12 protein-coding genes are annotated in these 14,333 nt (G+C 60.0%); 9 read left to right on the top strand and 3 right to left on the bottom strand.

All coding sequences use genetic code 11. The features are described from left to right. Positions 1-89: 89 nt before the first annotated feature. From PMI18_RS08010 to PMI18_RS08000, 3 genes are all read right to left on the bottom strand, one after another. Positions 90-1,991, bottom strand: a complete 1,902-nt coding sequence (locus tag PMI18_RS08010) for a PhoX family protein (RefSeq protein WP_007904174.1) — start codon at positions 1,989-1,991, stop codon at positions 90-92. 127 nt (positions 1,992-2,118) lie between these two features. Further along, positions 2,119-2,883 carry a TOBE domain-containing protein gene (locus tag PMI18_RS08005; RefSeq protein WP_007904175.1) on the bottom strand — a complete coding sequence of 255 codons (765 nt, stop codon included), beginning with the start codon at positions 2,881-2,883 and terminating at the stop codon, positions 2,119-2,121. 63 nt (positions 2,884-2,946) lie between these two features. Beyond that, positions 2,947-3,687: a ComF family protein gene (locus PMI18_RS08000; protein ID WP_007904177.1), complete on the bottom strand. Its 741-nt coding sequence runs from the start codon at positions 3,685-3,687 to the stop codon at positions 2,947-2,949. A 91-nt stretch (positions 3,688-3,778) separates the two neighbouring features. Here PMI18_RS08000 and bioB point away from each other — a divergent pair, with 91 nt between their 5' ends. From bioB to PMI18_RS07955, 9 genes are all read left to right on the top strand, one after another. After that, positions 3,779-4,834, top strand: a complete 1,056-nt coding sequence (gene bioB / locus PMI18_RS07995; RefSeq protein ID WP_007904183.1) for a biotin synthase BioB — start codon at positions 3,779-3,781, stop codon at positions 4,832-4,834. Positions 4,835-4,970: 136 nt separating this feature from the next. Beyond that, entirely contained in the window at positions 4,971-6,149 is a 1,179-nt protein-coding gene (gene bioF, locus PMI18_RS07990; protein ID WP_007904184.1) for an 8-amino-7-oxononanoate synthase, read from the top strand. After that, the gene (locus PMI18_RS07985; RefSeq protein WP_007904185.1) at positions 6,142-6,873 is read left to right on the top strand and encodes an alpha/beta fold hydrolase; all 732 of its coding nucleotides are present in this window, start codon (positions 6,142-6,144) and stop codon (positions 6,871-6,873) included. The genes bioF and PMI18_RS07985 overlap by 8 nt, the downstream gene beginning before the upstream one ends. Next, complete coding sequence (gene bioC, locus PMI18_RS07980) at positions 6,866-7,678, top strand: malonyl-ACP O-methyltransferase BioC (RefSeq protein ID WP_007904186.1); 813 nt, start codon at positions 6,866-6,868, stop codon at positions 7,676-7,678. The genes PMI18_RS07985 and bioC overlap by 8 nt, the downstream gene beginning before the upstream one ends. Beyond that, positions 7,675-8,355 (top strand): dethiobiotin synthase, encoded by a 681-nt coding sequence (gene bioD, locus PMI18_RS07975; RefSeq protein WP_007904187.1) that lies wholly within the window; start codon positions 7,675-7,677, stop codon positions 8,353-8,355. The genes bioC and bioD overlap by 4 nt, the downstream gene beginning before the upstream one ends. A 119-nt stretch (positions 8,356-8,474) precedes the next feature. Then, positions 8,475-8,771: a hypothetical protein gene (locus PMI18_RS07970; protein ID WP_007904188.1), complete on the top strand. Its 297-nt coding sequence runs from the start codon at positions 8,475-8,477 to the stop codon at positions 8,769-8,771. 277 nt (positions 8,772-9,048) lie between these two features. After that, positions 9,049-10,854 (top strand): phenylacyl-CoA dehydrogenase, encoded by a 1,806-nt coding sequence (locus PMI18_RS07965; protein WP_007904189.1) that lies wholly within the window; start codon positions 9,049-9,051, stop codon positions 10,852-10,854. A gap of 226 nt (positions 10,855-11,080) precedes the next feature. Then, complete coding sequence (locus PMI18_RS07960; RefSeq protein ID WP_007904190.1) at positions 11,081-12,370, top strand: GGDEF domain-containing protein; 1,290 nt, start codon at positions 11,081-11,083, stop codon at positions 12,368-12,370. Positions 12,371-12,460: 90 nt separating this feature from the next. Then, the gene (locus PMI18_RS07955; protein ID WP_007904192.1) at positions 12,461-14,257 is read left to right on the top strand and encodes an acyl-CoA dehydrogenase C-terminal domain-containing protein; all 1,797 of its coding nucleotides are present in this window, start codon (positions 12,461-12,463) and stop codon (positions 14,255-14,257) included. Positions 14,258-14,333: the final 76 nt, after the last annotated feature.

Below are 14,333 nucleotides of genomic sequence, written 5' to 3' on the forward strand. Positions count from 1 at the left end.
CGGACGCTCCGCGTCCGATTTTGGGACGCAGAGCGTCCCTTGCTGCATTCCCACGCAGAGCGTGGGAACGATCATGAGGGGGGCGTTTATCAGGCGCCGACGATCCCGCCATCTTCCCGTGAAATCGCCATCACCGAAGACCGCGGCTTGCCGTTGGGCAGATGCTCAGGGAACGTCGATCCGCCGTTTTCCCCCGGATGCTGAATCCCGACAAACAAGGTCTTCTGATCCGGCGAGAAGCTGATCCCCGTCACCTCGCAGCCCACTGGCCCGACCATGAAACGGCGGATCTCCCCGGTGACCGGATCAGCGCAGAGCATCTGATTGTTACCCATGCCCGCGAAATCACCGGCATTGCTCGAATCGCCATCCGTAAGAATCCACAAGCGCCCGGCCTTGTCGAATCCCAGGCCGTCCGGGCTGTTGAACATGTTCTGCGGAGTGATATTCGACGAACCGCCCTTCGGCGTGCCGGCGTGGACGCCCGGGTTGCCGGCGACCACAAACAGATCCCAGGCAAAGCTTTTCGAGCCGTGATCGTCGCGGTCGGTGCGCCAGCGCAGGATCTGCCCGTAGACGTTCTTCTCGCGCGGGTTCGGCCCGCCCACCGGTTGGCCTTCTTCGCCACGCTTGGCGTTGTTGGTCAAGGTGCAATAAACCTGGCCATCCTTGGGGCTGACGACGATCCATTCCGGGCGGTCCATGCGCGTGGCGCTCACAACGCTGGCTGCGAGACGTGCATGAATCAGCACTTCGGCCTGATCGGCAAAACCGCTGCTGGCGTCGATGCCGTTCTTGCCGTGGGTCAATTCGATCCACTGGCCTTGGCCTTTCGGGTGATCGGCGTTGCCGTCGCCCGCGTCGAAACGCGCCACGTACAAGGTGCCGTGGTCCAGCAGGTCGCGGTTGGCCTTGGGATTTCTGTGGTTGATCTTGTCGCGGCTGACGAATTTATAGATGAATTCGCCACGTTCGTCGTCGCCCATGTACACCACGGCGCGACCGTCATTGGTTTCGGCCAGGGCGGCGTTTTCATGTTTGAAGCGGCCCAGCGCGGTGCGTTTGACCGGTGTCGACTGCGGATCGAACGGGTCGATTTCCACCACCCAGCCATGACGATTGAGCTCGTTGGGGTTTTTCGCCAGATCGAAGCGCGGATCGTGTGGATGCCAGTTGATGTCTTTACTGGCCACCACCGCACCGTAGCGTTTCTGCGCGGCGTCGAACTTCTGCTCGGCATTGCTGCTGCCGAAGCAGTCGGTGAAGTTCTCTTCGCAGGTCAGATAAGTGCCCCACGGCGTCTTGCCGTTGGCGCAGTTCTGGAAGGTGCCGAGGACTTTCTTGCCGTGTTTGTCGGCGCTGGTTTTCATCAGCTCATGACCAGCCGCCGGACCGCTCAGGCGCAACGGTGAGTTGCCGTGAATGCGGCGGTTGTAGCGCGAGCCCTGGACGAACTGCCACTGGCCGTTCTTGCGCTGCACTTCGATCACCGACACACCTTCGCAGGCCAGGGCCTTGCGCACATCTTCCGCCGATTGCGGCATACCGCCGTGGGGGTAGAGGTAGCGGTAGTTGGTGTATTCGTTGTTGATCGCCATCAGCGCCCGGTCTTTGTCACCGGGGAATTCGAACAGGCTCATGCCGTCGTTGTTGTCGCCGAACTGGACTTCCTGCGCCTGGGCCGTGCCGTTGCCGCTGGGGTCGAACGCCGGGCCATTTTTTTGCAGTGGCTGGCCCCAGCTGATCAACACCGAAGATTTGTAACCCGGCGGCAGGGTGATGGTATCGGTCGTGGCGGCGGCGATGCTGTCGAAACCCAACAGTTTGCTGGAACCGGCGCTGACGCTGGCGGCCAGCACGCTGCGACTCAGCAAGTTGCCACCGAGAAACATCGCCGCACCGCAGAGGGCGCCCGCGCTGATGAAGCCACGACGGCTGAGGCCGACCATTTTTTCGAGGTCGGTGGGTTGGTTGTCTTTTAATAAGCTCACATCAGGCTCCCTGCGGGTTTTTGCAGTCACCTTAATGGTGGTCGATGAACGTTATGTTGCAGCCGCTGCATTGATTTTTTGTAGCAGCAGCCTTCGGCAGCTGCTACAGGGTTGTGTGGTGTCTGATCTAGAGTGGTGTGCCCAGCAGGATGTTAGACGGTGCGAATTGCACAAGAACGGGTTTGCCAGCGCTAAGTTCGAGGCTTTTCAGATGCAGCGGCTCGGCCAGGGCGCAGAGTGTCTGGCCATTGGGCAGGCCGATACGCACTTCGCTGGGACCGTCGTCGGCGTCGAGAATTTCTTCGATCATACCCTTCAGGCCATTGTTGCCGGGCGTCGCTGCTTGATCGATGCCCAGCAGTTCCAGCCAACCGGCCTTGATCAGTGCCATCACTTCGGTGCCGGTTTGCAGTTCCAGGCGCAGAGTGCTGTCGTGAGTGATCTGCGCATCGATACGCAAGCCTTCGGCCAGTTCAAGACGGATACGGTCGTTGCGTCCTTGCGCATCGATCGCCACGACCTTGCCGTGCAGTTGATTGCGCGCACTGGTTCTGAGCATCAGTCGACCGAGCAGGTCCAGGTCGCTGGCATCCTCGGCGGCTTCCAGCACCTGAGCCTGTAAGGCTTGCAGCTTTTGATACAGGCGCAACACGCGTTCGCCTTCGCTGGACAGTTTGGCGCCGCCACCGCCCTTGCCACCGACGCTACGCTCCACCAGCGGTTTCTGCGCGAGGTTGTTCAGCTCGTCGATGGCGTCCCACGCCGCCTTGTAACTCAAACCCGCGCTTTTCGCGGCGCGGGTGATTGAGCCTTGTTCGGCGATGTGTTGCAGCAACGCGATGCGTTGCGGGCGACGGACAATGTGCTGGGACAACAACGTAGGCAAGGACATGGCGAGACGCTTTGGGCTGTGGCGATGGGGAGGACGTTGGCGGCTTGGCGCACGAGAGTCAAGTCAGGTCACGTCACCAGGTTTTGGGGTACGGGCCAGGCAGTAGACGTCGACTCGCGTGGCGCCGGCATCCATCAACAAGCGAGCCAGGGCCTGGGCGGTGGCGCCGGTAGTCAGCACATCGTCGACCAATGCGAAGTGGCGCCCCTTGATCGAGGCTGCGGGCGCCAGGGCAAAGGCGTTCCGCAGGTTCTTTTTACGGGCGTCGGCATTCAGCTCTTGTTGCGCGCTGGTGTCTTGAATCCTCAGCAACAGCGTTTCATCGCAAGGAATGTCGAGGCTGACGCTGAGCCAGCGGGCGAGCATCGCCGCCTGGTTGAAACCCCGCTGACGCAGACGTTTGGAGGCCAGCGGTACGGGTATCAGCGCATCGGGCCGCTCCAGGTCTTCATCGAAGCGATGTTGCAGGAACTGAGCGAGAAGTTCGGCGAGCAGGCGGCCAAATGGCCACTTCGCGCTGTGCTTGAAGCGGGTGATCAAACTATCGACCGGAAAGCTGTAAGTCCAGGGCGCGGCGACTCTCTCGAAGGCGGGCGGTTGTTTCAGGCATTGGCCGCAGGTCAGGCCCGTGGCAGGCAGGGGCAGGGCGCAGGTTTGGCAGTGCTCGCCGAGCCAGGGCAACTCGGTTTCGCAGGCCATGCAGATTGGGGTGATGTCGTCCGCGGCTTCTGCGCAGAGTAAACAGGTTTGTTTGTTTTTTAACCAGATGTAAACCGGTCCTTCGTATCGTGGTTGACAGCGCATCGCTCTTCCTTAAATATGCCGAACATCCGTGTCGCGTCTGTGGGTATTCCATTCCCCAGTCGCAAGCCATGCATAAAACAAGGAAACGCCCATGAGCGCCAGCACCACTGCAACCCTGCGTCATGACTGGTCTTTGGCCGAAGTCAAAGCACTCTTCGTTCAGCCATTCAACGACCTGTTGTTCCAGGCCCAGACGGTGCACCGCGCGCATTTTGACGCCAACCGCGTCCAGGTCTCGACGCTGCTGTCGATCAAGACCGGTGCGTGCCCGGAAGATTGCAAATATTGTCCGCAGTCCGGCCACTACAACACTGGCCTGGAAAAAGAAAAACTGATGGAAGTGCAGAAGGTCCTCGAAGAGGCCGCGCGCGCCAAGGCCATCGGTTCGACCCGTTTCTGCATGGGCGCGGCGTGGAAGCACCCGTCGGCCAAAGACATGCCTTACGTGCTGGAGATGGTCAAAGGCGTGAAAGCCATGGGCCTGGAAACCTGCATGACCCTGGGTCGTCTCGATCAGGACCAGACCGTAGCCTTGGCCGAAGCCGGCCTGGATTACTACAACCACAACCTCGACACCTCGCCGGAGTTCTACGGCAGCATCATCACCACCCGTACGTACAGCGAGCGCCTGCAAACCCTGGCCTACGTGCGTGATTCGGGGATGAAGATCTGCTCCGGCGGCATTCTCGGCATGGGCGAGTCCCTCGATGACCGCGCCAACCTGCTGATTCAGCTGGCCAACCTGCCTGAGCATCCAGAGTCGGTGCCGATCAACATGTTGGTGAAAGTTGCCGGTACGCCGCTGGAAAATGCTGACGACGTCGACCCGTTCGACTTCATCCGCATGCTCGCTGTTGCTCGCATCCTGATGCCCAAATCCCACGTGCGCCTGTCCGCTGGCCGCGAAGCGATGAATGAGCAGATGCAGGCCCTGGCGTTCTTCGCTGGCGCCAACTCGATTTTCTACGGCGAAAAACTGCTGACCACCGCCAACCCGCAGGCGGACAAGGACATGCAACTGTTCTCGCGTCTGGGGATCCTGCCGGAAGCCCGCGAAGAGCACGCAGACGAAGTGCATCAGGCCGCCATCGAACAAGCGCTGGTGGAGCAGAAGAGCAGCGAGATGTTCTATAACGCGGCTGTCTGACTTCACCCCGCCCTGTAGGAGCGAGGCTTGCCCGCGAATGAGGCACTTTGGTCTATCTGACTGACCGTGGTGATCCCTTCGCGGGCAAGCCTCGCTCCTACAGGAGTTGTTTGTTTTCCTGACCCGTGAGGCCTGCATGTCTTTCGATCTCGCCGCACGCCTTGCTGCCCGTCGTGCCGAAAACCTTTATCGCCAGCGCCCATTGCTCGAAAGCCCGCAAGGCCCGGAAGTGGTGGTCGATGGTCAGCCGTTGCTGGCGTTCTGTAACAACGATTACCTGGGTCTGGCCAATCACCCGCAAGTGATCGAAGCCTGGTGCGCCGGCGCGTCGCGTTGGGGCGTGGGCGGTGGCGCTTCGCATCTGGTGATCGGCCACAGCGGCCCACATCATGCACTGGAAGAAGCCCTCGCCGAGTTCACCGGCCGCCCGCGAGCATTGCTGTTCACCACCGGTTACATGGCCAACCTCGGCGCGGTCACAGCATTAGTCGGGCAGGGCGATACGGTGCTGGAAGACCGTCTCAATCACGCATCGTTGCTGGATGCCGGTCTGCTGTCCGGTGCGCGTTTCAATCGCTATCTGCATAACGACGCGGCCAGTCTGGCCAAGCGCCTTGAGAAGGCCTCCGGCAATACGCTGGTGGTCACCGATGGCGTGTTCAGCATGGACGGTGACGTCGCCGACCTGCCGGCGCTGGCGCAGGAAGCCAAGGCCAAAGGCGCTTGGCTGATGGTCGATGACGCGCACGGTTTTGGTCCGCTGGGCGCCAATGGCGGCGGGATCGTCGAGCATTTCGGTCTGAGTCAGGAAGACGTGCCGGTATTGGTCGGCACCCTCGGCAAGGCTTTCGGTACGGCCGGTGCTTTTGTGGCTGGCAGTGAAGAGCTGATCGAAAGCCTGATCCAGTTCGCTCGCCCTTACATCTACACCACCAGCCAACCGCCGGCGCTGGCCTGCGCGACGCTGAAAAGCCTGGAGCTGTTGCGCAGCGAACACTGGCGACGTGAGCATCTGCAGACGCTGATTCGTCAGTTCCGCCAAGGCGCCGAACAGATTGGCCTGGAGTTGATGGACAGCTTCACGCCGATCCAGCCGATCATGATTGGCGATGCCGGGCGCGCAGTTCGACTGTCGCAGATGCTGCGCGAACGCGGGCTGATGGTGACTGCGATTCGTCCCCCGACCGTGCCCGCGGGCAGCGCACGCTTGCGGGTGACCCTGACCGCCGCCCACAGCGAGGCGCAGGTACAGCTATTGTTAAATGGACTGGCCGATTGTTTTCAACAACTGGGACCGGAGCCAAGCCATGCGTGATCGTCTGATTCTGCTGCCGGGCTGGGGTCTCGGGATTTCGCCGCTGGAACCCTTGGCGGCGGCCTTGCAGGGTTTGGATGAGCACCTGCGTGTCGAGATCGAGCCATTGCCGGAACTGGAATCGAGCGACCTCGAAGAATGGCTCGATGAGTTGGACTCGACGCTGCCGCAGGATGCCTGGCTCGGTGGCTGGTCATTGGGTGGCATGCTGGCGTCCGAGTTGGCGGCGCGACGCGGTGACCGCTGCTGCGGCTTGGTGACCCTGGCGAGCAACCCTTCTTTTGTCGCCCATGAACGATGGTCGAGCGCGATGCCCGGCGAAACCTTCGATGCGTTTCTGGCCGGCTGCAAGGCTGACTCGCGCATGACGTTGAAACGTTTTTCGCTGCTGTGCGCCCAAGGTGCCGAAGACCCGCGCGGGATGTCGCGACTGTTGCTCGCTGGCGCACCGCATACGTCTTCGCCGGTGCTGATGAGCGGCCTGGAGTTGCTCGCACAATTGGATACCCGGCAAGCGTTGCAAGCGTTTCGCGGCCCGCAACTGCACTTGTTCGCCGGCCTCGACGGACTGGTCCCGGCCGAAGCGGCGGGGGATTTGCTGGCGCTGCTGCCGGATGTCGAAATCGGCCTGATTGAACAGGCCAGCCACGCGTTTCTTCTGGAAGACCCTCACGGTGTGGCGGGGGCGATTCAGGCCTTTTTGCATGAGTTCGGTGATGACTGATTTATCCCTTCCCAACCTGCCCGGCGGCCTGCCCGACAAACGCCAGGTGGCGGCGTCCTTTTCCCGCGCGGCGGCGAGCTACGACAGCGTGGCCGAATTGCAGCGCGACGTGGGCAGCGAGTTGTTACGTCGGTTACCGGAAGATTTTGTCCCGGCTCGTTGGCTGGATATGGGCTGCGGCACAGGGTATTTCAGCCGAGCCTTGGCGCAGGAGTTTCCTGCGAGCGCCGGCGTGGCGCTGGACATTGCAGAAGGCATGCTCAATCACGCCCGGCCCTTGGGCGGCGCGACCCATTTCATCGCGGGCGATGCCGAGCGCTTGCCGTTGCAGGATTCGACCTGCGACCTGGTCTTCTCCAGCCTGGCGGTGCAATGGTGCGCGGATTTCGCCTCGGTGCTCAATGAAGCGTATCGGGTACTGAAACCGGGCGGGATATTCGCGTTTGCTAGTCTGTGTGTAGGCACTCTGTACGAATTGCGCGACAGCTGGCGTCAGGTGGATGGCATGGTGCACGTCAACCGCTTCCGCGAGTTCGGTGCTTACCAACAGCTTTGCGCGGGCAGCGGCTTGAAGGTCGTCAGCCTCGAAACGCGTCCGCATGTGCTGCATTACCCCGATGTCCGCAGCCTGACCCATGAGCTCAAGGCACTTGGGGCGCATAACCTGAACCCCGGTCGGCCAGGCGGTTTGACCGGCAGGGCGCGGATCCTCGGCCTGATCGAGGCTTACGAGCAGTATCGTCAGGCACAGGGACTGCCGGCGACTTATCAAGTGGTTTACGCCGTGTTGGAGAAACCCTTATGAGTGCAGCCTATTTCATCACCGGTACTGACACCGATGTCGGCAAGACCACCGTCGCCGCAGGATTGCTGCATGCCGCGCGATTGGCGGGTTTGAGCACGGCAGCGGGCAAACCGGTGGCCTCCGGTTGCGAGCTGACGCCCAAGGGGTTGCGCAACGCCGATGCGCTGGCACTGTTTGCCGAGTGCTCGATACCGTTGACCTACGATCAGGTCAATCCGGTCGCGTTCGAACCGGCGATTGCACCGCATCTGGCAGCGCGGGAAGCTGGCGTGGCGTTGACCGTGCAATCGCTATTGACACCGATGCGGCAGATTCTCGATATGCAGGCGGACTTCACCTTGATCGAAGGCGCTGGCGGCTGGCGAGTGCCGTTGGCGGATCAGGACAATCTGTCGGACCTGGCAATGGCGCTGGGTCTGCCGGTGATCCTGGTGGTCGGCGTACGGCTGGGTTGTATCAATCATGCACTGCTGACAGCCGAGGCGATTGCACGGGATGGTTTGCAGTTGGCAGGGTGGGTGGCCAATATCATTGATCCGAAGACCTCGCGGCTGGAAGAGAACCTCGCGACGTTGGCCGAGCGCATTCCCGCACCGTGTCTGGGGCGGGTGCCGAAACTCAAGTCGGTAACAGCCGAAGCGGTGGCCGAGTATCTACAACTGGATCTGCTGGACTGAAGTGTTAACGTGGGTTTTACCTATGACAAGGCACTGTGCCATTAGTGTTTTTGTCGGGCCTTTTGTCGGCGTGTCTGGTTCAATGGCCGCTGTTGATCCTTTGTCGGACGAGTTCCCCCATGGAAATCTCAGGAAACACCGCTTTTTATGCCGGTCTGAGCACTATTCAGACAGGGCAGAACCGTGTCGATCAGGCTTCGGGTCAGATCGCCAACAACACTATCGAGCGCTCTGTCACCAGCCAGTCCTCCGAGATTCAGGTCGATCGTCTGCGTTCGGTAGACCGCAGCCAGCAATCGGACTTGGCCAGCAATATGGTCGAGATGTCCCAGGGCAAGTTCCAGGTGGAACTGGGCGTCAAAGTCGCCAAGGCATCCGATGAAATGCTTGGTACGCTGATCGATACCTACGCCTGATCCCTCGCTGAATCCGCTACTCCAACGCCGCGCCTGTTCGCGGCGTTTTTCTGCGTAAGTCCTTCTTCCTCAACTAATCTCTCCTACATGACGTGTTGCTCAGTCAACGGCGGCGCGCGACTGCGTGGCCGAGGTTTTCATGGTGCGATGACGAACGGCAAAAGATCGGCGCTTGACAAGAATTGGGCGTAAACGTATGTTTCAAACAACTGTTTGACCGCCACAACAAATCAACGCGGTCGTTCATTCCCGGTTACATCAGCAGAGGTTTATCGCTATGCCTGACTACAAGGCCCCCTTGCGTGATATTCGCTTCGTTCGTGACGAACTGCTCGGCTACGAAGCGCACTATCAGAGCCTTCCGGCTTGTGCAGACGCAACTCCGGACATGGTTGACGCCATTCTCGAAGAAGGCGCCAAGTTTTGTGAGCAGGTGCTGGCTCCGCTGAACCGCGTGGGTGACACCGAAGGCTGCACCTGGAGCGAGTCCGGCGTTAAAACCCCGACCGGTTTCAAAGAAGCCTACAAGCAATTCGTCGAAGGTGGCTGGCCAAGCCTGGCTCACGACGTAGAGCACGGCGGCCAAGGCCTGCCAGAGTCTCTGGGTCTGGCCGTCAGCGAAATGGTTGGCGAAGCCAACTGGTCGTGGGGCATGTACCCAGGCCTGTCCCATGGCGCGATGAACACCATTTCCGAACACGGTACGCCTGAGCAGCAAGAGGCTTACCTGACCAAGCTGGTTTCCGGCGAATGGACCGGCACCATGTGCCTGACCGAACCGCACTGCGGCACTGACCTGGGCATGCTGCGCACCAAGGCCGAGCCTCAGGCCGACGGTTCCTACAAAGTGTCCGGCACCAAGATCTTCATCTCGGCCGGTGAACACGACATGGCCGACAACATCGTCCACATCGTTCTGGCACGTCTGCCGGATGCACCGGCCGGCACCAAAGGCATTTCCCTGTTCATCGTTCCGAAGTTCCTGCCGAACGCAGACGGCTCGATTGGCGCACGCAACGCGGTGACCTGCGGTTCCCTGGAACACAAGATGGGCATCCACGGTAACGCCACTTGCGTGATGAACTTCGACGCGGCCACCGGTTACCTGATCGGCCCGGCGAACAAAGGCCTGAACTGCATGTTCACCTTCATGAACACCGCACGTCTGGGTACCGCGCTGCAAGGTCTGGCTCACGCCGAAATCGGTTTCCAGGGCGGCCTGAAATACGCTCGCGATCGTCTGCAAATGCGTTCCCTGACTGGCCCGAAAGCGCCGGACAAAGCCGCTGACCCGATCATCGTTCACCCTGACGTACGTCGCATGCTGTTGACCATGAAGGCGTTCGCCGAAGGCAACCGTGCGATGGTTTACTTCACCGCCAAGCAAGTCGATATCGTCAAGTACGGCGTCGATGAAGAAGAGAAGAAGAAAGCCGACGCACTGCTGGCCTTCATGACTCCGATCGCCAAAGCCTTCATGACTGAAGTCGGTTTCGAATCCGCTAACCACGGCGTACAAATCTACGGCGGCCACGGCTTCATCGCCGAGTGGGGCATGGAGCAGAACGTTCGCGACAGCCGCATTTCGATGCTGTACGAAGGCACCACCGGTATCCAGGCACTCGATCTGCTGGGCCGTAAAGTGCTGATGACTCAAGGCGAAGCGCTCAAAGGCTTCACCAAGATCGTTCACAAGTTCTGCCAGACCAACGAAGGCAACGACGCGGTCAAAGAGTTCGTCGAGCCATTGGCTGCGCTGAACAAAGAGTGGGGCGAGCTGACCATGAAGGTTGGTATGGCTGCCATGAAAGACCGCGAAGAAGTTGGCGCCGCGTCGGTGGACTACCTGATGTACTCCGGTTACGCCTGCCTTGCCTACTTCTGGGCTGACATGGCGCGTCTGGCTGCCGAGAAACTGGCTGCCGGCACCACCGAAGAGGCGTTCTACACCGCCAAGCTGCAAACTGCGCGCTTCTACTTCCAGCGTATCCTGCCGCGTACCCGCACTCACGTTGTAACCATGCTGTCGGGTGCCAACAACCTGATGGACATGAAAGAAGAAGACTTCGCACTGGGTTACTAAGCCCTACGCAGTCCTTCATAAAGCCGCTGCTTCCTCGGGAGCAGCGGCTTTTTTGTGCCTGATGAAAACCGCGTTGCCTGTAAATATTCCTGACTAAAACGCTAAGAAGAACGCCATTGCTGCCGTTAAAGAGGATGGCGATGTGACACACGTCACATTGCACGTGCTTAGCTGTCCTAAATGCAGGCACAATGCCATCTTTGTTTGCCGGGTCGGAGCTTTACCCTTGCCGCGTTCTTCCGCAGTACGTTTCAGCCATTTTTTGCCATCACTGCTGTTGTTGCTGGCGGGGCTTGCGGCTGCCTACGTCAAGGATCTCAACGTCTTTTTCACTTCGCTGTTTAACGTGCTGCCTACGTTGGTGCTGTTGCTCGGCGGGGCGTATTGCGCGGTTTACCGACGTCAGCGTGAACTGTTTCTGATGGTCACGGTGTACATCGCCTACTTCCTGCTCGACACCCAGACCGACTACTACCGCGACAACGGCAAAGTTCGTGAAGACGCCGCCGTGGTTTTCCACCTGTGCTGTTTGCTGCTTCCGTTGCTGTTTGGCTTGTTCGCCGCCTGGCAAGAGCGCACTCACCTGTTCCAGGACATGGTGGCGCGCTTTGCTGTGTTGCTGGCGTTCGGCAGCGTGGCGCTTGGGCTGGAACAAAGTTACCCACACGCGCTGTTGATGTGGCTGTCGGAGATCCGCTGGCCAGCCCTGCATGGCGCCTGGATGAGCCTGATCCAGTTGTCCTACCCGGTTTTCATCGCCTCATTCCTGTTACTGGCCTGGCAATACTGGCGCAACCCGAGGCCCTTGCATGCTGCGCAATTGGTGGGGCTGTTGGGATTGTTCTGGATGTTGCCGAAAACCTTCATCCTGCCATTCACCCTGAACATCATGTGCAGCCAGGTGATGTTGATGATTGCCGCGGCTGTTGCCCATGAGGCCTATCAGATGGCGTTCCGCGATGAGCTCACCGGCCTGCCGGGTCGCCGCGCCCTGAACGAACGCATGCAACGGCTGGGGCGCAATTACGTGCTGGCCATGGGCGACGTCGATCACTTCAAGAAATTCAACGACACCCACGGTCACGATGTCGGCGACCAAGTGCTGCGCCTGGTCGCCAGCAAGCTGTCGAAAATCAGCGGGGGCGGTAGGGCATATCGCTACGGCGGTGAAGAATTTGCTCTGGTGTTCGCAGGCAAAACCCTCGAAGAGTGTATGCCGCATCTGGAAGTCATCCGCGAATCCATCGCCACCTACAACATCCAGCTGCGCAATCAGGACAACCGTCCCCAGGATGACCAGCAGGGCCGCCAGCGCCGCGCCGGTTCAGGCGCCTCGAGTGTATCGGTCACCGTCAGCATCGGTGTCGCCGAGCGGTTGGAGCAGCGCACGCCGGAAGAAGTGCTCAAATCCGCTGACCAGGCGCTCTACAGCGCCAAAGGCGCGGGGCGAAACTGTGTGATGGCTTTCGGTCAGAACCGCCGTGGTGCGGTGCGCATGGACGCCGCTGCGGGTTGAGTGATGATGGCGCATTCAGCGTCTGGACTGTAATTGTGAGGCGTGGTGCGCGGCAGTAGGTTTGAGCAATCTGCTGCCGGAGAAATGACCATGCCCGAGTACAAAGCTCCCCTGCGCGATATGCGCTTTCTGATCGACCACGTCTTCGATTTTCACAGCAACTACGCCGCGCTGGGCGCCACCGATGCCAGCCCGGACATGATCAATGCGATCCTTGAAGAGGGCGCGAAATTCTGTGAGAACGTTCTCGCACCGCTGAACCGAAGTGGCGACGAGGAAGGCTGCCATTTCGATAACGGCGTGGTCACAACGCCTACAGGTTTCAAGCAGGCGTTCGCACAGTACGTGGAAGGCGGCTGGCATGGTCTGGCGGCGGATCCGGTATACGGCGGCCAGGGTTTGCCAAGTTCTTTGGGTTTGGTCATCAGTGAAATGGTCGGTTCCAGCAACACCTCCTGGGGCATGTACCCCGGCCTGACTCACGGTGCGATGTCGGCGATTCACGCTCATGGCACCGAAGAACAGAAACAAACCTATCTGAGCAAGCTCACCGCTGGCCAATGGACCGGCACCATGTGCCTGACCGAAGCCCATTGCGGCACCGATCTGGGCATCATCAAGACCCGCGCTGTGCCTCAGGCTGACGTCAGTTACGCGATCTCCGGCAGCAAGATTTTCATTTCCGCCGGCGAACACGACATGAGTGACAACATCATTCATCTGGTGCTGGCCAAACTGCCGGACGCTCCTGCCGGTACCAAGGGCATTTCGCTGTTTATCGTTCCTAAATTCCTACCCAATGCCGAGGGCGAGGCGGGCGAGCGCAATGGCGTTTCCTGCGGTTCGATCGAACACAAAATGGGCATCAAGGCCTCGGCCACCTGTGTGCTGAATTTCGATGACGCCAAGGGTTTCTTGATCGGTGAGCCGAACAAGGGCCTGAACTGCATGTTTACCATGATGAACCACGCGCGGCTCGGTACCGGCATGCAAGGTCTGTGTCTGGGTGAGGCGAGCTTCCAGGGCGCGATCAAATACGCCAACGACCGCCTGCAAATGCGCTCGCTGACCGGTCCGAAAGCACCGGAAAAAGTCGCCGACCCGATCATCGTTCATCCCGATGTGCGCAGGATGTTGCTGACCATGAAGGCCTTCAACGAAGGCAACCGGGCGCTGACTTATTTCACCGCACAGTTGCTGGATGCTGCACATCTGAGCCCGGATGAAACGGCGCGTCAGGACGCCGAAGACCTGTTGGCATTCCTGACGCCGATCTGCAAAGCCTTCATGACCGACACCGGGCTGGAGGTGACCAACCTCGGCATGCAGGTGTTTGGCGGCCACGGTTTCATTCGTGAGTGGGGCATGGAGCAGCTGGTTCGCGACTGCCGGATCGCGCCGATCTACGAAGGCACCAATGGCATTCAGGCGCTGGACTTGCTTGGGCGAAAAGTCCTTGGCAGTCAGGGAAAACTGCTGCGTGGCTTCACTAAAATCGTCCACAAATTCTGCGCGGCAAACGCTGAGCATCCGCAACTCGGCAGCTATGTGGCGCAGCTCAATGGTCTGAATCAGCAGTGGGGCGAGTTGACCACCAAGGTCGGCATGGCGGCGATGAAAAATCCGGATGAAGTCGGCGCTGCCTCGGTGGATTACCTGATGTACAGCGGCTACATCATCCTCGGCTACCTGTGGCTACGCATGGCGTTGGTGGCTCAGGCGCAGTTGGATGCGAGCGGCGGCGATGCCGATTACTGCAAAGGCAAACTGGCGACCAGCGAGTTTTACTTCAAGCGTTTGCTGCCACGTACGGCTGCTCATCGGGCGGCCATCGAGGCGGGCAGCGATTGCCTGATGAAGCTGCCGGCGGAGTTGTTTGCGCTCTGACGATCAGGCTTGAAAAGCTTCGCGGGCAAGCCCCGCTCCTACGGTTTTATGTCGTCCATGTGAAATGCGTGCGACA

This window comes from Pseudomonas sp. GM102 (genome assembly GCF_000282555.1).
GTDB lineage: Bacteria > Pseudomonadota > Gammaproteobacteria > Pseudomonadales > Pseudomonadaceae > Aquipseudomonas.

Bases quoted from the DNA above. Each gene is read 5' to 3' on its own strand.
- PMI18_RS07985 (WP_007904185.1), top strand. From the start codon at position 6,142: ATGCGTGATCGTCTGATTCTGCTGCCGGGCTGGGGTCTCGGGATTTCG.
- bioB (WP_007904183.1), top strand. From the start codon at position 3,779: ATGAGCGCCAGCACCACTGCAACCCTGCGTCATGACTGGTCTTTGGCC.
- PMI18_RS08005 (WP_007904175.1), bottom strand. From the start codon at position 2,883: ATGTCCTTGCCTACGTTGTTGTCCCAGCACATTGTCCGTCGCCCGCAA.
- bioC (WP_007904186.1), top strand. From the start codon at position 6,866: ATGACTGATTTATCCCTTCCCAACCTGCCCGGCGGCCTGCCCGACAAA.
- bioD (WP_007904187.1), top strand. From the start codon at position 7,675: ATGAGTGCAGCCTATTTCATCACCGGTACTGACACCGATGTCGGCAAG.
- PMI18_RS07955 (WP_007904192.1), top strand. From the start codon at position 12,461: ATGCCCGAGTACAAAGCTCCCCTGCGCGATATGCGCTTTCTGATCGAC.
- bioF (WP_007904184.1), top strand. From the start codon at position 4,971: ATGTCTTTCGATCTCGCCGCACGCCTTGCTGCCCGTCGTGCCGAAAAC.
- PMI18_RS07965 (WP_007904189.1), top strand. From the start codon at position 9,049: ATGCCTGACTACAAGGCCCCCTTGCGTGATATTCGCTTCGTTCGTGAC.
- PMI18_RS07970 (WP_007904188.1), top strand. From the start codon at position 8,475: ATGGAAATCTCAGGAAACACCGCTTTTTATGCCGGTCTGAGCACTATT.
- PMI18_RS08000 (WP_007904177.1), bottom strand. From the start codon at position 3,687: ATGCGCTGTCAACCACGATACGAAGGACCGGTTTACATCTGGTTAAAA.